Origin of the sequence: Pelagovum sp. HNIBRBA483 (assembly GCF_040931995.1) — a bacterium.
Taxonomy (GTDB): domain Bacteria; phylum Pseudomonadota; class Alphaproteobacteria; order Rhodobacterales; family Rhodobacteraceae; genus JAEPMR01.
On record NZ_CP162412.1, the window covers coordinates 2,794,310 to 2,813,756 of the forward strand.

Genomic DNA, 19,447 nt, shown 5'->3' on the forward strand with positions numbered 1-19,447 from the left:
CCTGACATACCCGGTGCGCGCGCTTTAAGCAGATCAGATTTATACAAACGTATAAGTTCAAGAAGCGGGTGTAAGAACACCGCACGGGGCTACCAAATCGCCACCTCACCCGCTGTAGACTAGGCGGAATTACGAATACAAAGCTGCGCGGGAAAGAGCTTCTCTACCGGCTTGCGCCCCTTATCCAAGTCGGCGCGCGCCTGACTGGATATGCTATCAACCGCCGCACGCCCGATGCGGGAAACGTCCTGCGAAACGGTCGTCATCGCCGGCCACATGTACTGGCTCAGCGGATGATCGTCATGGCCGGCAATCCGCAAGCGCGGCCCGTCCACATCCGGCGCACCAATCAGGCCTGCCTCGTTGGCAGCCCTGAGCGCGCCCATGGCAAGGCGGTCATTGGCGCACAAAATCGTCGCATCCACTTCCAAGCCACCTGCGATCAGCTCCCGCATGACCTCATAACCATGGGATTCGAAGTCCCAGATCGACGCGCTTGACGTACCCCTGATCACTTGCGGCTCAAGCCCAACTTCGATCATCCGCGCTATGTATGCTTGCTCGCGTTCATCGGAGTTACTGTTCACCGATGGCATGCTCAAGAACTTTGGAGGCGTCCCCGAACGGCGCAAGTAATCCACCATAAGCTTCATACTTTGCGCATTATCCGTCCCGACAAAGGAAAACTCCTTCTCCAGCCCCGGACACCGCGCATCGACGAACACCATCGGCAAATCCTCCGACAGCCGCTTGAATGCAGGTGTATTCTGCACAGCCCCTATCGGTGCGACGATCACGCCTTCCGCGTTCATCGAGCGCAGGTTTTTGACAGCCTGCACCTCCTTCTCCGGATCACCGTGTGAGTTCTGGATCAATACCGAAAAATCCAGCTCCTCCGCACGTCGCTCAATCTCGCGCAGCAATGTCATGTAGAACAGGTCGTTCAAATGCGGCAACACAACACCGAACCAGCCTGTCCGCTTGCGGTTCATATTCCGTGCGAGGAAATTCGGCACATAATCGACCGTCGTGAGCAAATGCGCGATTTTCTCTGAGGTCGACTTTCGGACCAAGGAAGGGTCTTGGAAATACCGCGACAGGGTTGCCCGCGACACGCCGATCTCGGCAGACAACTGCTCCATCGTGTTGATACGTTTTTTGCCGCTCACCGCTTGGCCTTTTTCGTCGTGCTTTCCCAGGATCGTCAGAGTCGATCTAACATCGTGCAACAGGTGATGTCACCCGTTTCCGATACAGGTTCGGAAAAACATTGACGCGTGTATAAGTTTTTCACTAACACTGTGCGGACCTTATCCAACCAAACAGGCGGCGACATGATCTACACAGCCGGTGAGATGCTGGCAGAGTTCGTCTCTCACGAGATCGGCTGCACCCTCCAGAAGACGACAACCTTCTCAGGGCCTTACCCAAGTGGCGCACCTGCGATCTTCATCGATCAGGTCGCGCGCGTGGGCGGGGCAGCAGCGGTGATCGGCGCCGTCGGCGATGACCCGTTTGGCGAGATGTTGCGGCACCGGCTGGCGACGGACGGGGTGGACATCTCCCACTTGCACACCAGCAAGACCCTGACCACGGGAACCGCGTTCGTGTCCTATTTCGAAGACGGTTCCCGCACTTTCGTCTTTCACATGGACGGCACAGCGGCAGATGATTTCGCCGCAATCCCGACGCTGCCGCAGGGATCGACCTTGCATATCTCCGGCGCGTCACTCGGCAACCCGAATATCCGCGCGATGATCGAAGGCATGCTCGCGCAAATGGAAGGCCGTGGCACCGTCAGCTACGACCCCAACATCCGGCCCGAACTCATGCGCGATCCTTCCGTTCGCCAGGTGATTGATCAGATCATCACCCGTTGTGACATCTTCCTGCCCAGCGACTCCGATATTGCAGCCCTCTACCCGGGCCAAACAGCGGAAACCGTCATTCTCGACCTGCTCGAAGCAGGCAAGAAAATCGTCGTGGTAAAACAGGGCGCAAACGGCGTCCTCGGGTCGGATGGAACCGCCATGATCCGCCTCCCCGCACTCGCGGTCCACGAGGTCGACCCAACCGGCGCGGGCGATTGCTTCTGCGGCACGCTGATCGGTCTGCTGGACCAAGGCCGCCCCTTCAAGGAGGCGCTGGCGGCAGCAAATATCGCAGGCGCACTTCACGTCACGCGGCGCGGCCCGATGGAATGGAACCCGACCCTCTCCGACATTAACGAACATCTAGAGATCGCACCGGCATGAGCATTGATTTGAAAGACCTCGTGGCGCAAAACCGCAACGAAGCGCCAACCGCGCTTCCAAGCTTTTGCACAGCCAACGCCTATGTCCTGCGCGAAATCACGCGCTTCGCCGCAGAGCACAACCTTCCTGCGCTGATCGAGGCCACCTGCAATCAGGTTAACCAATTCGGCGGTTATACGGGGCAAAAACCGGCGGCCTACGCCGCGTCGCTTCGCACTCTTGCGCGAGACGCCGGAATGTCTTCGAGCAACCTCATCCTCGGTGGCGACCACCTCGGCCCGAACCCGTGGCGCCACCTGCCCGCTGAAGTGGCAATGGACCATGCCAAGACCCTCGTGAAAGATTATGTCGAAGCGGGCTTCACCAAGATCCATCTTGACGCAAGCATGGCCTGCGGCGGAGAGCCGACACCCTCTTTCGAGTTGGTCGCGCAGCGATCCGCAGCGCTTTGCGCCGTTGCCGAAAGCCATGCACCTGACCCATCCGCGCTAAGCTATGTGATCGGCACCGAGGTTCCCGTCCCCGGCGGTGAATCGGACGATATGTCCGGTATCAGCGTCACCACCCCCGAGCGGCTTGCGGAGACGATTGAGACGCACCGCACCGCCTTTGACGCCGCAGGCGTTCCGCAAGGTATCGAAAAAGCCATCGCCGTTGTGGTCCAACCGGGGGTCGATTTTTCCCATGAGGCCGTATTCCACTATGACCGCGCAAAAGCACTGGGCCTGAAGGCCGCAATCCAAAACCACGACAACATCGCCTTCGAGGCTCATTCGACGGACTACCAGAGCACCGAAAACCTGTCACATCTGGTATCCGACCACTCCGTCATCCTGAAGGTCGGCCCTGAGCTGACATTCCGCTTTCGCGAAGGGGTCATGGCGCTCGATCAGATCGAGGGCGCATTACATCTGCCCAATCCGGCAGCACTCAAAGCGTCCATCCTTCGCGCAATGGCAGACGCGCCGGAGGACTGGAAAAACTATTATCAAGGATCAGTCGACCACATCGCATATCTGAAGCTCTACAGCCTGAGCGATCGCATTCGATACTACTGGGACCGGCCTGCCGTTGCCGCCGCTTTCGAACAGCTTATGGCCAACTTCAAAAGCCACCCCATCACCGCAGCGATGGCCTCACAATTTGGCGCAACATTCCCCGTTTCAGCGGCGAATGTCGGTCCCGACGCGCTGATCTCGCCGCGCATCGAAACCACCCTCGCCCGCTACTACCGCGCCTGTCGGTGGGTCGACTAACACCGATACCGCCGCCTTTACGCGGCCTGCGGTAGCGCCTTTTCTTCCGGCGCTCCAACCAATGCCGCATGAAGCGCCTTCACTGCATCATCCACCGCATCGCGCGGCACCACGAATTGGATGTCCACATTGCGCAGCGTCTGATGCGCTGCGATCACGTCAATTGCGCTGTCCTCCAAGGACATCAAGCCACGGCTAAAGGCCTTCAATCCGGTGAGATCACGGCCAATTGCCGAAACGATTGACACATTGCGCGCACTCACATCCGCCGAGGGAAAGGCATCCTCTAGGTCGGAGACAACCCGCCGCACGGTCTTGAGTGGCGCCTCGACATAATGGGTGATGGTGTTCGCATTCGATGTCTTGGCGGCAATGCGCACCTTGTGCCGGCGCAGCGCCTCCAGAACGGCCGCGTCATACCCTTTCACACCGACCATATCCTGTTCGAACAGCTCAAGCGAAACCACGTTTAGCCCCGTCACGATTTCCACGGCGGGGCTATCCGCCGGTTGATCGTCAATCAGCGTACCCGGGTCCGTCGGCTCGAATGCATTCGTGACCCGCAGCGCAATGTTGGACTGCCGCAAGATCTTCGCCGCGTTGGGATGGATCGCCTCCATCCCCATGTTGGAAAGCTGATCGGCAACGTCGTAATTCGTATGCCCCAGCTTGCGCACGGCACCCGCGCCCACCAATGCCGGATCGGCCGACGATAAATGGAACTCTTTGTGAATGATCGCTTCAGTCGCACCTGTATGGGCCGCGATGTTGGAGAACGTGACTTCCGAATACCCCCTGTCATATTCGCGCATGAGGCCTTCTTTGCACTGCGCATAGCCCGTCACAATGGGGAGTTCGGCAGTCAGCTCCACATCGCTGAAACCTTTACTGATGCGCTCTTGCAGACTGTACTCTGTTTCATCGCGCCACCCGCTGAGATCCACAAAGCGGGCGTTGACCCCAGCCCGCTGGAGCATCAGCGTCGTCACATAGGCGGAATGCGCCTCACCCAATCCCGACAACAGCTCTCGCACGATCATCATCTGGCTGGACAGCCGGAAGTGGCCGTAAGAACACAAGCGGCGCAATCCGAAAAGACAGTTCCGCGCGCCTTCGATCCGATCCCTGACAAAATCCTCGGCCAAGGCGCGGTCGGCGGGAGCATCCAATACGTCGTTGTGGCGATCCGCCATCGCTTCCGCCACCCTGTCCTGCGCGGCCAGCCAGCTGTGATCGTTGTCATCATTCGCGAAAAGCGCAAAACACCCGGCTCACCGGATTTCTTGTGCTCCAGCAACAAATCGGTGATGCCACCAAATGCCGACACAACAAAAATCCGGCGATACAATGCCTCTGCGGTACGGTCGCCAATGATCAGCGCGTCGCGCAACTCACTGATGCGCGACATGGAAGTCCCGCCAATCTTCTCAACGGTATGCTCTGGGAATGTCACAATATGTCATCCGGCCAGCGCCGGATCCTCTCAGGTTGTTTCGAGATCGTCCGCAGCGGCATAGGAGCCATCTTCGCGATGCACTTCCTTCCCCGTCACCGGAGGATTGAAGCAACACGCCATGACAAGCTCTTCATCAGCCCGCAGGATATGGCGATCATGCTGATCCAGCGCATACATCACGCCAGGTTTGATGATGTGCGTTTCGCCGGTTGCGATGTCAGTGATCGCACCGCGACCCTGAATGCAATAAACGCTCTCGAAGTGATTTTTGTATTCAAACGTATGCTCCGACCCCGGCTCCAAAAAGGTGATGTGGAAGGAAAAGCCCATTCCATCATCCGCCAGCAGCATACGCACGCTGCTCCACTGGGCGTCAGAGACAACGCGATCACGCTCTTTTTCGATTATCTCGTTGAAATCGCGTACAATCATTGCCTCACTCCGCTGCGAATTTCTGCGCGTTCACAACGTCTTGCGTCGCACCAATCAGGATATCCAAACCGGCTAGCAAGGTTTCGTCCGGTGTTGTGAGCGGCGCGAGGATCTTGACGACTTCATCCTCCGGTCCGGAGGTTTCGATGATCAATCCCCGCTCGAAGGCAAGGGCGCAGATGTCACTGGCGAGCGCACCGCTGCCAACGTCGACGCCGCGCATCATGTTACGCCCTTTCAGGCGCGCACCATCGATCATGTCGGCAATGGATTGCAGACCGTCCTCCACGATTTGCGCACGGCGGGCAATATCGTGCTGAAACGCATCATTCGCCCAGAATTTTTCCAACGCTGCGCGCGCGGTAACGAACGCATGCGTGTTGCCGCGAAAGGTGCCGTTGTGCTCGGCGGGGCCCATCACGTCATACTCCGGCTTGACCAACACCAGCCCCATCGGCAGCCCGAAGCCCGAGATGGATTTCGCCATCGTGATGATATCGGGAGAAATACCCATCTCCTCGAATGAGAAGAACGTGCCAGTACGGCCACAGCCCGCCTGCACATCATCGACAATCAGCAGCGCGCCCGCCTTGCGAGCCAGCTCCGCGATCCGTTGCAGCCATGCCGGACTTGCGGCATTCAATCCACCCTCGCCCTGCACCGTCTCAAGAATGATCGCAGCAGGGGCGTCCAGTCCACTGGAGCGGTCGTTGAGCATCGCTTCCAGAAAATCAGCCGTATCACCACAGCCGGGGAAGTAGTCCTCATACGGAATCCGCGTCACGTCGCTCAGCGCCGTACCCGCGCCGCCCCGATGGTAGCTGTTACCCGTTGCGGCCAAAGCACCCTGCGTGACACCATGAAAGCCATTGGTGAAAGCAACGACATTGGTACGGCCAGTTGCTTTGCGGGCGATTTTCAGCGCCGCTTCCACGGCATTCGCTCCCGTCGGCCCTGTGAACATGAGCTTGTGAGCCATGTCACGCGGGGCGAGGATCAGCTTTTCGAACGCCGAGATGAATGCGGCCTTGGTATCGGTATGCATGTCCAGTCCATGCGCAATACCGTCCGCCTGAATATGCGCGATCAAGGCATCCTTGAGGTCGGGATCATTGTGACCATAGTTCAAAGAAGAACAGCCCGCGAGGAAGTCGATATAGCGCTCCCCATCGCGGGAGATCATTTCGGAGCCGCTGGCCGAGGTGAAGACCTTGTCAAACCCGCGGCAATAGCTGCGGGCCTCAGATTCACGGCGTTTAAAGACGGAAATATCTGTTGGGTTCGTAGACATACGACCTCTCATAAGCTTCAGTTTGTTGAATGAAGAACGCTGGTTGGCGGCAGTAGGCAGGCAGCTTACGCGGCCAGTTGCAGCCGCTTAGCCAGCGGTATGGTGACCATGAACTCGGTCTTGTGCCGATCCTGAAAATGCAGCGATTGCGTGTAGTAGGGATCCACGTCCAGCTCCCCGCCCTGAAGGCGCGCAAACTTGCGGAACAGCGCCCACGACGCATCATTGTCTGCGGTGATGGTCGTTTGCAGACGGGTCACACCGCGACATTGCGGACGGTTCACAATATTTTGCAGCATCAAGCCGCTCAGGCCTTGCCCGCGCGCCACTTCAGACACGGCGACCTGCCACACAAACAGCGTATCAGGCTCGTTCGGCATCACATAGGCAGAAACCCAGCCCACAACTTCGCCCGCCATCTCGGCCAGAACGCAAGTTTCGGCGAAGTGATCGCTTTGCAGCAAGTTGCAATACATCGAGTTTTCATCGAGCGGGCGGCACGCTCTCACGAGCTTCCAGATATCTGCGCCAACTTTGGCCGTTGGTTTACGCAACGAAGGCGAGTCGCTGCGCATCGGGTGAGCGGGGTGTTGCATTTTGGGCTCCTTTCGCTTCGGCGGCTGAAATAACGCCGTAATAACTAAATTTCAACATTCAAAGTAATATTTATGCGCATTAAGGCTGATTATGCTCAAAATATCCAATAATATAAGGTTTTTGACGGAAAATTCCCTTTGATAGTCAAACATCATTGGCATTTGCCCAAAAAAATCTGACAAGATATACTTCGACAAGCAAACCAACGGAGGCGTCGTGGACCGGATTGATAGCAGTTTGATTGCCCTGAGGCGGATCGTCCGCGCGACAGAGCTGTTCGGTCGGGAAATTCGTCAGTCAACGGGCATCACGCCGACCCAGTTTCGCGTTCTGCAAATCATCTCGGAGCAGGGCTACGCCACCGCCAAAGCGATCTCACTCCGCATGCGGATTTCCCAAGGCACGGTCACATCGCTGGTCGATAAGCTGGTGCGCGACGGCTTGGCGGTACGCGAAAAATCCAGCCAGGACCGGCGGCAGATCAACATCGTGCTTACCGATGCCGGACGCACCATTCTGGAGGACGCCCCCGACCCGCTCCAACAGCGGTTCGTCCGAAAATTCGCCGCGATGGATGACTGGGAACAAGCAATGCTCGTCGCCAGCCTCGAACGTGTCGCCGCCATGCTGGACGCCGAGGAAATGGACGCCTCTCCCGTCCTCGATACTGGCGAAATCCGGCCAGCCGAATAGCCTTATTCTCAACCAATGGCCTGTGAGGTGTGCCACCAACAGCCTGACGCACCAGCATCAAGGGTCAGGCCGCTTATTCGTTCTGAAGTTCGGATTTGATGCAGCCCAGCATAGCCTGCACTTTTTCAGTCCGGTGCAGATCAACATGCGTGACGAGCCATAGCGGCGCGGTCCAATCCTTGTTCGGCGGCAGAACAGCATGAAAGCCGCCGCGGGCAGCAGCTTCGTGGTCCGCGATAAAGCCCATGCCAATGCCCGCCGACATTGCCGCGATGTTGACCTCGATGTTCCGAGACTCCAGCGCGATCATCTCGGGGTGCGCGTGGTCATCTATCCAAGATCGGAACGGCAGGCGGCCACCTCCAACAGCTGAAACGACAAATTGATGGCCGCTCATATCGTCGGGGCCTTCCGGCAGTCCAAACCGGCGGATGTAGTTGTCATGGGCATAAAGGTTAAAGCCGTAGCGCCCGAAGAAACGCACAACATAGTCTGGGTGGTCAGGCTTTGTGCCAGCGCGCAGGGCGATTTGGGCCTCACCATATTCAAGCCGCGCGAGGTCTTCGCTTACATCGATCTGGACACGGCAATGGGGGTTCTCCTCCCTGAAGCGCGTGATCGCCTTCATCAACAGCCCGGCAAACGGCGCAAGCAGGGTCAGCTTGATCTCACCTGAAATCTCGGCCTTGGCACCGTTTGCACGGCCCGCCATATCGTCGATCAGTTCCTCGGTTTTTTGCGCGACCCGCAGAACGTCTTCGCCCAGTTCAGTCAACGCATAGCCGCGCGCGTGACGGATAAACAGAGGCCCGCCCAGTTCAGCCTCCAACACATCGATGTGACGGATGACCGTCGCGCGGTGAAAGCCAAGCGCCTCAGCAGCAGCGCTGACCGTCCCCAATCTTGCAACCTGATATGCGGTGCGCAGCTCGGCCCATTTATCCATTTTTCACCTGTACACTTTTTGTACATATAATGCAGAAATCACGCGCATTGATCCCCATTGTGTACACTGATGTTATGAATGCAAGCAAACATTACACATCGGAGACACACCATGACGTATCTTTCTCTCGGCCTTCGTATCGTTCTGACTCTCGCATTCATTGGCGCGGGCGGCGCCAAGCTCACAGGGGTCGAGATGATGGTCACTACCTTTGATCAGATCGGCTTTGGTCAGGGCTTTCGCTATGTTACCGGCCTGATCGAGCTTACTGGCGCGGCCTTGCTCTGGTTGCCGCGTCGTCAGGTCATCGGCGCCGCTGTCCTAGGCGGCACAATGGTTGGGGCGGTCCTGACGCACTGGTTCATCATAGGGCCATCAGCCGTTCCCGCAATCGTGCTCGGCCTCCTCTCGGCGGCGGTTCTGTACATCTACCGCGCTCAGATTCCCGAGATCCTCGGCACGGCGCGGCGGTCGCAAGCTTGATTGCATCACCACCAACCGTGACGATCCGATTTCATCAAGGAGATCCATCATGAGCCAAGACGTTCCCATCATCGCAGCCAAGGTTCCAACCAAGGTCGAGTTGGAAGAGGGCAAGACCTACTTCTGGTGCCGCTGCGGCCGCTCAAAAAACCAGCCGTTTTGCGATGGCTCACATGCAGGCACGGGGCTTAAGCCGCTCAAGTTCACCGCCGAGAAGACCGGCGCGGCAACCCTGTGCCAATGTAAATCCAGCGCGAATGCGCCCTTCTGCGACGGCTCACACACAAAGTTAGGCGATCTCGCCGTGGGCGACCCGTCGCCCGCACCCAAATCAGATGTTCCGCAAGCCACGCCAACGGCTGAGGAACCGACGGTCGCGCGGATTCATGCGCTGGCAAAGGACGGCCTGTCAAAGCTCGGCCACCACGGCGAGATGGGCGCGATGGGTGTGCCACGCAAAGACCTGCCGCATTGGGACGATATCCAGATTCTCCCCGCACAGATGGCGCGCAAACCCCTCTTGGATGACGCGCCAGTGGCGACCTCTGTTACCATCGGCCCGCGCGCGGCAAAGCCCTTGCAACTCGATATTCCGCTCTTCGTGTCCGACATGAGCTTCGGCGCTCTGTCGGAGGAGGCGAAAACAGCCCTTGCCCGCGGTGCGGAGATGGCCGGCACCGGCATCTGTTCCGGCGAGGGGGGTATGCTGCCCGAAGAACAGGCCGAAAACAGCCGTTATTTCTACGAACTGGCATCGGCGCGTTTCGGATGGTCGCTCGATCATGTTGCGCGGGTACAAGCCTTTCACTTCAAAGGCGGCCAAGGAGCCAAGACAGGCACCGGCGGACATCTTCCCGGCGAAAAGGTGCAAGGCAAAATCGCCGAGGTACGCGGGCTGGAGCCGGGGCAAGCCGCGATCTCGCCAGCCACTTTCCCCGACCTGCACACGCCCGCTGATTTCCGCCAGCTTGCGGATCAGGTGCGCGAGCGTTCGGGTGGCATTCCCATCGGCTTCAAACTATCTGCCAACCATATCGAGGATGACATCGACTTCGCGCTTGAGGCTAGTGCCGATTACATCATCCTCGACGGGCGCGGTGGCGGCACCGGCGCGGCCCCGCTGATCTTCCGCGACCATATCTCCGTCCCGACGATCCCGGCATTGGCACGCGCCCGCAGGTATCTGGACGCCAAAACCGGGCGCGAGGTCACGCTTGTCATCACCGGCGGCCTGCGGATGCCCGAGGATTTCGTCAAGGCAATGGCGCTCGGTGCGGATGCCATCGCGGTGAGCAATTCCGCCATGCAGGCCGTGGGCTGCATCGCCGCGCGGATCTGTAACTCCAACAATTGCCCTGTCGGTGTGGCGACCCAAAAGCCCGAACTACGCAAGCGGCTGGATGTTCAAGTCGGCGCGGAACGTCTGGCGCGGTATTTCGGCGCAAGCGTTGAGCTGATGCAGGTGCTCGCCCGCGCCTGCGGGCATGACAGCCTGTCGGGCTTCACCCCGCGCGATATCACCGCATGGAAACGCGATGTCGCGGAACTCAGCGGCATTCGTTTCGCTGGTGTTTCGCCCAGCGCATAGCGGCCATGGCGGCGGGCAATCTGGTGCGGCGACCAGATTGCCCCCACCTTTTACGCGAAAGGAGTTGAAACATGCTTGATACCTATCACATCCGCGACACAGAGATGCCTGCCGACATGCAAACCCTTCTGGAGCGCTACCCCCGCGATGGGTGGGAAGGGCATCCCGGCTTCCGCGATAAGACACGCCACTGGCTCGGCGCGCATCGGATGTTCCGCCGCGTGGCAGGGCGCATCCGGCTGGATACCGAGGCCGTACTGAACAAGGATACGACCCTCGATGATTATGCCGCGCGTCTGTCCTACCTTGGCGGTAATCTGGTTGGAAACCTGCACGGCCATCATGGGTGGGAGGACCGCAGCTATTTCCCCGAACTTGCCGCCGCGGAGCCACGCTTCGCAGCCGGCCTCGATCTGCTGGAACAGGACCATGCCGATCTGGACAGGGTGCTCGATGATTTTACCCGCCAAGCCAATCGTGTGATCAAACTATCGGCGCTTGATGAGGCTCAAGCGCATGACGAGGCAGGTGCGGTTCATGAAATCAGTCAAGTCATCGAGGCGTTTCTGAAGCGTCATTTGACGGATGAAGAAGACCTCGCCATTCCGATCATCCTGCATCATCGGCTCAGAGGATAGAAATGACCAAAGACATCGCGACCGAAGAAGACCAATCAGGCGCCGCCGAACGCCGCGCGCGGGGTGAATTCGTGCGCGGCCTCAGCGGCTTTCGCCACGCCATCGGTGATGGGGATTTCCCGCCCGAGCCAGGCCGGTATCACCTGTTTGTTGCGATGAACTGCCCGTGGTGCCATCGCGCGATCCTCGCGCGTAATGTACTGGGCCTCCAGCAGGGCATCACGATGGATGTGGCCTTCCCGAACCGGACCGATGAGGACGATCCGGAAGGGCCCAACCTGTGGCAGTTCGCGCCTGACAAGATTGCCACGCTGACCGGCAACACCTTGCCCGAATGCACTTACGAAACAGGCACCGGAAAAGGGCTGCGCCTCGCCAAGCAGATCTATCTGGCCGAAGGCTCCGATGAACAGTCCCTGCCAATCCTGTTCGACAAAGTCTCCGGCCGGATTGTCAGCAACGAAAGCGCCGAGATCATCCGCATGCTCGATACACATGCCGAGGCCTTGGGAAGCACCATTCCCACCGCCAACCGGGTGCGCCTCTGTCCCGAGAACCCGACCCAGTGGCAGGAAATCCACGCGCTGAATGAACGGATTTATACGACGATCAACAACGGCGCTTACAAAGCGGGGTTTTCGTCGGATCAAGCGGTGTATGCCGCCGCTTTTGATGCCTATTTCTACACCCTCGCCGCGCTTGATGCCTTGCTGTCGGATGGCCGCCCCTTCCTGACGGGGGCCGCCTTCACCGAAGCCGACCTGCGCCTGTTTCCAACGCTCTACCGTCATGATCCTGTCTACTATGTACGGATGAAACTGAACGGCGCGCGCATCCTTGATTACCCCCACCTATGGCGTTGGCTCTGCCGTGTTCACGCGCTGCCTGGAATCGCCACAGCGGGTTCGCTGATACACTGCCGCCAAGGCTATTTTGGGCGCAGCTGGAACCGGGTGGTGCCCAAAGGTCCGCTAAAGCCAATGGAATATCCCGAGGCCTACAATCACCCTGAGCTTGCTCTGCGGGGCTAACCACCCTCTCTTCAAGGCGCAGCCCCACGCACCTTGAAGCCCGCCTGAGTGCGATTTCGATAACGGTTAGTCAGGAAAGAAATTTGTGGCGATCCCGCGAGGACTCGAACCCCGAACCTGCTGATTAGAAGCGCGGGTCAGGCCATTTTCACCACTTGCGCCAGAATTCGCCAAACTTTCATAAATCATTGTCTTCATTGAGTTTTTCTTGACGGCCATTGCGCCCATAGTTCATGGATTCCCCTAGATTTCGCTCGCTAGTGCTTCCGTAGTGCTTCCGTGGAGCGTTTGGCTCGGAGGGGAAAATGCCGACACTGACGAAAACTTTTGTGGAAAAACTTGAGGTCAAATCCGCCGACTACATCGTATTCGACACCGTGCTTCCACGGTTCGAAATTCGGGTCATGCCCTCAGGCGTGAAATCCTATCTCGTTCAGTACCGGAACGGTGGTCGCAACCGTCGCCTCACCCTCGGTCGGCACGGTGTCCTCACCGCTGACGACGCCCGCAGGCTGGCGCAGAAACGGTTGGGTGAGGTCGCTCAAGGCGAAGACCCCTCCGCCATCCGCAACGAAAAGCATCGCGCCCCGACGATGACCATTCTATGCCGTCGGTTTCTCACCGATCACGTCGCATTGCATTGCAAGCCGACAACGGCTCGAAACTACACCAGCCAAATTGAAAAAATCATCATTCCCGCATTCGGCGCATTCAAAGTGGCCGACATGCGCCGCACCGATATTGCCGAGTTGCATCACAAGTTGAGGGATACCCCCTATCAGGCCAACCGTATGCTCGCGATGTTATCGAAGATGTTTAACATCGCAGAGCTCTGGGGAATGCGCCCAGACGGGTCCAACCCTTGCCGCCTTATTCCCCGCTATAAGGAACGCAAATGCGAACGCTATCTCAATGAAGTCGAGCTCACACGGCTGGGGCGAACGCTTGCGACGGTTGAAGCAGACGGTTCGGAAACCGTCTACGTTACGGCTGCATTCAAACTACTGCTCATGACGGGCTGTCGCCGTGGCGAAATCCAAACTTTGAAATGGGAGTATGTCACCGCGACCCACCTTGTCCTTCCAGACAGTAAAACCGGCGCCCGCCGCATTCCCCTGCCCTCAGACGCCCATCAGGTGCTTGCCGCCCTCCCCCGCGATCCTAGCAACCCTTACGTGATCCAAGGGCGCTTTCCAGGCTCACACATCACTGATCTCGAACGCCCATGGCGGCGGATCAGAGAGCTTGCCCAGTTGGAAGATGTTCGCATCCATGACCTTCGGCATACCTATGCCTCTATCGCAGCAATGAACGGGATTGATCTTCTGACCCTTGGCAAGATTTTGGGCCATACGAATTTCCAAACGACACAACGCTACGCACATTTGGCAGACGAAAGGGTGAGACAGGCCGCAGATAAGGTATCGGGACTGCTATCAAGCGCGATTCATCAGCCGCAGCCGCAACTACCGCAAAGCGGGCATCTACGCGTTGTTCGGTAATCATTTAGGTTGAATTTCGGGACGAGTGCTTTTCTAACTACCCTAATTCACCGAACGAGCAGCCGCCGGAGATTACATGCGTTTTGACCTCGAAAGCCACCTGAGCCTGTTACAGGCGTTTGACTTCACTGGACGAAGACTTTTTCAGAAAAAATGGCAAGGAACAGAAGTTTTCTCTCGGCATGTAGACGACCCCCAACACACAAAAGAACAACGCCAAAATATCCTTAAGCGACTGGACGACCTCGAAACTGAAGCATTGCCATTCCACCGCGTTTTCCGTCTCAATTCATCTTTCGAAGAACAAGAGAACGCGAACAAAGCGCTCTACCCTATTCGAATGGAAATCGAGGAGCTTGAACGGAAGCTCTCTCGTATTCCACACGTTTCGGACACGTGGCTGGCCGACCACGAGGCTTATGCACGGCGCTGTAAGGTAGAGGCGGACCTAAAAGCGGCTTTTCATGATGAAGAGCTTACCTTGATCCTCGGAGGCAATGAGGTCGCACAATGGAAATCATGGGAGAGATCACGAGATTTTCGCGTCTACTTCTCACTTTCGATGACCATTCCACCCCGCGAATACAGCGGAACACGTAGACGAGAACCAGCATTCCTCAAAAAAGATGAGTTCTTTGAATGGCTGGAACGTTACGAACCGTCATCAGAGGAAGAAACCGCCAATCTTACGCCTGAAAAGCGGTGTGAAATCTGGTTGAACGAGTGTGTGAAGACAATGAAAGCCAAGGAGCGGTCGAAAGATGAGTTCCGATTTGAGGCTATGGACAAGTTCAACGGCTTGAGCCGCAGAGCATTCGAGCGGATTTGGGCAAGCACCGTACCACCAAGCTGGAAAGCATCGGGACCGACGCTACCACGCTAGTTCGTCGCACCCCTGCAACGAACCCAGTTCTCCCCCGCAAAAATAGTTATAAACATATGATTTTATGTAATAAAGTTCACTACGGCAAAGTGTATCGAACTTAATAATTCGTGCCGTCTAACTCGATTCGTTTCGTTGGATTACCTCTTTCACATCGGCACTTCGCCGACCAACCAAGAAAGGGGGCCAGATGCCTATCGAATTCGTTAATCAGCTCGCAAATGAGCACTCTAATCGACTGCTGAACGAAGCAGACGCAGCCGACATCCTTTGTTATTCCGTTCGCGCCCTTCAGAATTGGCGTTATCGGGGAGGTGGGCCGCGCTTTGTAAAAGTGTCCGCGCGGTCGGTTCGATACCGATACAGCGACCTAATCGCATGGATTGAAGAGCGCACCGTCGCTCATACCAGCGAACTGATCTGACATTCAGTTTTGCCCGCGCAGGGTTGGCAGCGCTGCGTGGGATTTTGGGGCCGGATGGCTCGAAAAGGGGCGCGAGGACGCGTTGCCTCGCGCCCTCCATTTCTCTGCCAATGAACTCAATTGCTGAAAGGAAACAGCATGGCTAATACGCCTGTATTCAAATTCAAAATCGGCCTGATCACGGCCACCATCTGGGAAAATGATGGGTTCTACTCCGTCGATCTCACCCGTTCCTACAAGACCAACGAAGGCGAATGGCGCTCAACGAGCTCCTATTCCCACAACGATCTCCTGAACGTCGCGAAATGTGCAGAACGGGCAGAAAATTGGATCGCGAGAAAGGCATCTTCGTGAAGCCGGGTTGCGCAGCCGGGCGTCCAGCCCGGCCCCAAAATAAAAGCTGCCCCGCCGGAGGCATATCGGAGGGCGCAACCGCGCCTGACGATATCCCCACCCCTCCCAAAGAGCACGGCACCCGCCGCAAGAGGGGGGTGATAGTAGCACCCCCCTCTAGAAATACCGTTCCCACACAGGAGAGCCCGCAAATGCGCGTCGTTCACAAAGGCTTTGACACCATTACTCTATCCATTCAGGCAAACATTCCCCCAAAGCTCTTTGAGGCGCTGGAAGCAGAGCGCGAAAGTGCCGAGGATGAGCGCACCCCTCGCCCTTTCACCTATGGCGGCGCGGATTTTGATCTGATGCCCTATGGCGGCAATGGGTATCGCTTCATCCTCAAAGGCGGTTTTCTGGACGCTCAATGGTTCTTCAAGAAACCGCACGCAAAAGACCCTTGGGGAATTAGGATCAACATCGGATCACTCCTGCTCGCAACGCAGGGGCTTGGCTACGCCCGCGCCTACATCGACAAAACCCTGACCCGCCTCGGCGTCCGATATGCCGCGCATCAAGTCAGCATCGCGAGAGCGGATTTTTGCATTGATGTGCACGCACCTGACTTCGAGCTCATTCCAGAAAACATCGTCACCCATAGCCGCTCCAACCGCGCCGATCACCAAAGCGCGGTCGAAGATATCCGCAGCAACGGTCGATCAGGTCGGTTCACCTCCGTGACCGTGGGCAAGATGCCGGGGCGGCAGGTCATCATCTACGACAAGCGCCGCGAAGTGATCGACAAAAAGAAACCCATCTGGTGGGAGATTTGGAACGCAAACCTCAGGGCAGAAAACGAACCCGAGCTAACACCCGACGACCGCTCAAATAGCCAAATTTGGCGGATCGAATGCCGTGCCGGAAAAGACCTCCTGAAAGAGCGCTGGCAAATCCGCGAATGGGCAGAATTTGATGGCCTGATTGGTGACGTGATGGCAGAGGCGACCTCAAAAATCCGCTACTGCACACCCGACCCTTCAGACAGCAACCGAGCGCGTTGGCCCAACCACCCGCTCTGGGATTTGGTTGTGCGGGAGATGAAAGGCGACCTAGAAGAAATGCGGAGCTTTGTTGAGCCATCGCTGATCAAAGACGTGCATAGAAATGAGCACATCCAGTTGATCTTGGGTCAAGTCGTTGGCGGGGTAACAACCGTAGCGGCGCTTGAGGATCAGAAAAAATCCGACCTGAAGGATTACTTCAAGGCATTCGGTGAACGGTTGCAACAGGAATTCAGCAGAGCGCCCGACCGCATTCAACGGAAGTTCGGAGAGGCGAAGGCGCGGTATAGGTTTGTGGAGTAGGGCGGGAAGCAGACCTTCGCTGCGTTCTGGACGAATGGCAGCGATGCGGAACGAAGCGTCAACTCGCGGCAGTTAAGTTTGCGGCAACCATTCTCTTTTAGCCTTGCTTCTTAGTGATCCTGACCCCTAGCTAAGTTGCCCTAAAGCGAGCTTGGCCTTGCACTGACCCTAAGCGCAGGCAATACACACTCGACCCTGTGCGCGCATGCTATACAAATTGGCACGAGTGGCGCATAGTGGGCAGGAATACAACAACTTAGGGGCAGTAATGGCACCGAACCTTAAGACACTGCCAGTGTCCCAACTAAATTTTGACCCCGACAATCCTCGACTACCCGACCGTATCGATGGGACAGATACGGACGCGGTGACAGATTTTTTTCTGTTGGAATGCAATCTGATCGAGTTGATGATGTCTATCGCCGAACAAGGTTATTTTCACGGCGAACCGCTTCTAGTTGTCGAGGATGCTGGAAGTGCGACCCATACCGTAGTGGAAGGCAACCGACGCCTTGCATCATTGAAGATACTGACCCAAGAAATCGCGCCTCGGTCGATGGAAAAGGCCGTCGCGAAAATTCTAGCTGAAGCCAAAGAAAAACCTGATCGTGTTCCTTGCTTAGTGTTTGGAGCACGGCAAGATGTCCTCAAGTACTTAGGTTATCGGCACATTACCGGAATCAAGGAGTGGGATGCACTCGCTAAGGCCCGTTACCTGGCCCAGCTTCGAAATAACATCGCCGCAGCAACGCACGATGACGCACACAGGATTTTGGCGAAGGAGATTGGCAGCAAATCCAATGCGGTTGCAAAGATCCTCACTGGTTACAATCTGCTTCAATATGCCCACGATGAGGGAATTCTGCGTGAACTCAAACTCGACGCAGAAGACGTTCCTTTTTCGCTCCTGACAACGGCTATCGGCTGGTCGGGAATTGCCAACTTTATCGGGTTAGATGGAAGTGGCGATGTTGAGATTGCCAACGTAAAGAAGGAAGAAACTAGGGAGCTCTTTCTTTGGGCGTTCCATAAAATCGATGGATACAAAACAAGAATTGGAGACTCGAGAAATTTCAAAATATTTGCTCGTATTGTCGAGTTCCCTGCAGCCCTAGAAGCTCTTAGGCGAGGAGCTACGCTAGAGGAAGCTGATATCCTTGCCGATGGCCCACTTCAGGCGATCCGAACAAATATCCTTAAGGCGATCACCGCGATTGAACACTCCCAGTCCTCAATTTCCATGGCAGACGGTTTGACGGCTGATGATTTGGCCGAGGCGACAAAACTGAGAAAACTGGCGTCTGCGCTTGAAGGCTCGATAAAAGCCAACATTGATAATGAAGATTGAGAGAGCCTAATGACGATTAACTTGGATCGTCCGCGCGATCACGACACGCACACTCTGGCCGATTTTTTGGAATTGCTTTGTCTCGTCAGCTTAGACCGACAAGTTAGCACTGATACTTTGAGGGATTATATCGAAGATAACCGTGGAACGCACAGTTATCAGCTCAGTGATGAACATCTGGAAGACGTTCTTGGACAGGTCCGCTGGCGGGTTGAAGCACTTGCCGCTTGGTATCCATTCTCGTTGACCAACCACGGGCGAGTTGTGGAAGCCCCAGATGACATCACCCCCAATCAATCAAAGTATGTTAGTCTGCTGATATGTGCTAATCTTCCGTTTTTCGCACAGAACGAGCGTCAAGCATTGACCGATTTCTTCGAACGCCTTTCAGAGAATGTCCTACGCGAGCTTTGGCCGGTTGCGGGCACCGCTATGACCGTCGGCAAAAACACGACGGCCTTAACGGGCTCGAAGGCTGCGAAGCTGAATACCTTAGGAAAGCTCATTGGGGCGAATCCTAACTTGAAGGACACAGACTTTCGCGACCGCGACAAAGGTGACGGGGGCATTGACCTTGCTGCGTACATTGAACTCGATAGGTTTGAGCACCAAAACACCATTTCGGCGCTTGGGCAGTGCGCTTGTTCCAGATCAGAGTGGTCAGCAAAACATAGCGAGATCACACACACCCGCCTAAGAACACTGCTGCCCCACACTGCTTTGTGGATGGAGATGCTGTTCACGCCAATTCTATTCCGCGAGAACTCTGGCAAATGGGCAGTGCCTGGGGACGTTCCAGCAATAACGCTAGTGGACAGGCTGCGCTTGATTGGATCGCTGATAAGATCAGAGCCCGCTGGCCATCCTGAATTGCCTGATATTGTTCAAACGCTGCTGGATTTTCGCTTGGATGTGGTGTGATCAGCA

General features: G+C 56.7%; 19 protein-coding genes and 1 pseudogene. 14 read left to right on the top strand and 6 right to left on the bottom strand.

Annotated features, from left to right (window positions below; translation table 11 throughout):
• Positions 1 to 119: 119 nt before the first annotated feature.
• A complete protein-coding gene (locus AB1E42_RS13685) occupies positions 120 to 1,169 on the bottom strand; it encodes a LacI family DNA-binding transcriptional regulator (RefSeq protein WP_368344793.1) in 1,050 nt (349 codons plus the stop codon).
• Positions 1,170 to 1,334: 165 nt separating this feature from the next.
• Between AB1E42_RS13685 and AB1E42_RS13690 the strand changes: the two genes are divergently transcribed.
• Entirely contained in the window at positions 1,335 to 2,255 is a 921-nt protein-coding gene (locus tag AB1E42_RS13690; RefSeq protein WP_368344794.1) for a carbohydrate kinase family protein, read from the top strand.
• The gene (locus tag AB1E42_RS13695) at positions 2,252 to 3,511 is read left to right on the top strand and encodes a class II D-tagatose-bisphosphate aldolase, non-catalytic subunit (RefSeq protein ID WP_368344795.1); all 1,260 of its coding nucleotides are present in this window, start codon (positions 2,252 to 2,254) and stop codon (positions 3,509 to 3,511) included. Before AB1E42_RS13690 ends, AB1E42_RS13695 begins: the two co-directional genes overlap by 4 nt.
• 17 nt (positions 3,512 to 3,528) lie before the next feature.
• Here AB1E42_RS13695 and AB1E42_RS13700 read toward each other — a convergent pair.
• From AB1E42_RS13700 to ectA, 4 genes and pseudogenes are all read right to left on the bottom strand, one after another.
• Positions 3,529 to 4,919 (bottom strand): annotated as a pseudogene (locus AB1E42_RS13700) (aspartate kinase).
• Positions 4,920 to 4,994: 75 nt separating this feature from the next.
• Positions 4,995 to 5,399: an ectoine synthase gene (locus AB1E42_RS13705; RefSeq protein ID WP_368344796.1), complete on the bottom strand. Its 405-nt coding sequence runs from the start codon at positions 5,397 to 5,399 to the stop codon at positions 4,995 to 4,997.
• Between the two features lie 4 nt (positions 5,400 to 5,403).
• On the bottom strand, positions 5,404 to 6,690 hold the full coding sequence (ectB, locus tag AB1E42_RS13710; RefSeq protein WP_368344797.1) for a diaminobutyrate--2-oxoglutarate transaminase: 1,287 nt from the start codon (positions 6,688 to 6,690) through the stop codon (positions 5,404 to 5,406).
• Positions 6,691 to 6,755: 65 nt separating this feature from the next.
• Positions 6,756 to 7,286, bottom strand: coding sequence for a diaminobutyrate acetyltransferase (ectA, locus tag AB1E42_RS13715; protein ID WP_368344798.1), 531 nt, complete (start codon positions 7,284 to 7,286; stop codon positions 6,756 to 6,758).
• Between the two features lie 217 nt (positions 7,287 to 7,503).
• On the opposite strand from ectA, the gene AB1E42_RS13720 reads away from it, so the two are divergent.
• The gene (locus AB1E42_RS13720; protein WP_368344799.1) at positions 7,504 to 7,980 is read left to right on the top strand and encodes a MarR family winged helix-turn-helix transcriptional regulator; all 477 of its coding nucleotides are present in this window, start codon (positions 7,504 to 7,506) and stop codon (positions 7,978 to 7,980) included.
• A 73-nt stretch (positions 7,981 to 8,053) separates the two neighbouring features.
• Here the strand turns inward: AB1E42_RS13720 and AB1E42_RS13725 are convergent, their stop codons facing one another.
• Positions 8,054 to 8,926, bottom strand: coding sequence for a LysR family transcriptional regulator (locus AB1E42_RS13725; protein ID WP_368344800.1), 873 nt, complete (start codon positions 8,924 to 8,926; stop codon positions 8,054 to 8,056).
• 111 nt (positions 8,927 to 9,037) lie between these two features.
• On the opposite strand from AB1E42_RS13725, the gene AB1E42_RS13730 reads away from it, so the two are divergent.
• The 11 genes from AB1E42_RS13730 to AB1E42_RS13780 all read left to right on the top strand — a co-directional run bounded on the left by AB1E42_RS13730 (position 9,038) and on the right by AB1E42_RS13780 (position 19,441).
• The gene (locus AB1E42_RS13730; protein ID WP_368344801.1) at positions 9,038 to 9,409 is read left to right on the top strand and encodes a DoxX family protein; all 372 of its coding nucleotides are present in this window, start codon (positions 9,038 to 9,040) and stop codon (positions 9,407 to 9,409) included.
• Positions 9,410 to 9,458: 49 nt separating this feature from the next.
• Positions 9,459 to 10,997: a glutamate synthase-related protein gene (locus AB1E42_RS13735; RefSeq protein WP_368344802.1), complete on the top strand. Its 1,539-nt coding sequence runs from the start codon at positions 9,459 to 9,461 to the stop codon at positions 10,995 to 10,997.
• Between the two features lie 71 nt (positions 10,998 to 11,068).
• The gene (locus AB1E42_RS13740) at positions 11,069 to 11,635 is read left to right on the top strand and encodes a hemerythrin domain-containing protein (RefSeq protein ID WP_368344803.1); all 567 of its coding nucleotides are present in this window, start codon (positions 11,069 to 11,071) and stop codon (positions 11,633 to 11,635) included.
• A gap of 2 nt (positions 11,636 to 11,637) precedes the next feature.
• Entirely contained in the window at positions 11,638 to 12,666 is a 1,029-nt protein-coding gene (locus AB1E42_RS13745) for a glutathione S-transferase C-terminal domain-containing protein (RefSeq protein WP_368344804.1), read from the top strand.
• A 305-nt stretch (positions 12,667 to 12,971) separates the two neighbouring features.
• Complete coding sequence (locus AB1E42_RS13750) at positions 12,972 to 14,168, top strand: tyrosine-type recombinase/integrase (protein WP_368344805.1); 1,197 nt, start codon at positions 12,972 to 12,974, stop codon at positions 14,166 to 14,168.
• A gap of 76 nt (positions 14,169 to 14,244) precedes the next feature.
• Positions 14,245 to 15,051: a hypothetical protein gene (locus AB1E42_RS13755; protein WP_368344806.1), complete on the top strand. Its 807-nt coding sequence runs from the start codon at positions 14,245 to 14,247 to the stop codon at positions 15,049 to 15,051.
• 190 nt (positions 15,052 to 15,241) lie between these two features.
• Positions 15,242 to 15,475: a helix-turn-helix transcriptional regulator gene (locus tag AB1E42_RS13760; RefSeq protein WP_368344807.1), complete on the top strand. Its 234-nt coding sequence runs from the start codon at positions 15,242 to 15,244 to the stop codon at positions 15,473 to 15,475.
• A gap of 138 nt (positions 15,476 to 15,613) precedes the next feature.
• On the top strand, positions 15,614 to 15,829 hold the full coding sequence (locus tag AB1E42_RS13765) for a hypothetical protein (protein ID WP_368344808.1): 216 nt from the start codon (positions 15,614 to 15,616) through the stop codon (positions 15,827 to 15,829).
• 191 nt (positions 15,830 to 16,020) lie between these two features.
• Positions 16,021 to 17,172, top strand: a complete 1,152-nt coding sequence (locus AB1E42_RS13770; RefSeq protein ID WP_368344809.1) for a hypothetical protein — start codon at positions 16,021 to 16,023, stop codon at positions 17,170 to 17,172.
• A gap of 268 nt (positions 17,173 to 17,440) precedes the next feature.
• Positions 17,441 to 18,520, top strand: coding sequence for a hypothetical protein (locus tag AB1E42_RS13775; RefSeq protein ID WP_368344810.1), 1,080 nt, complete (start codon positions 17,441 to 17,443; stop codon positions 18,518 to 18,520).
• 9 nt (positions 18,521 to 18,529) lie between these two features.
• The gene (locus AB1E42_RS13780; protein WP_368344811.1) at positions 18,530 to 19,441 is read left to right on the top strand and encodes a hypothetical protein; all 912 of its coding nucleotides are present in this window, start codon (positions 18,530 to 18,532) and stop codon (positions 19,439 to 19,441) included.
• Positions 19,442 to 19,447 lie beyond the last annotated feature (6 nt).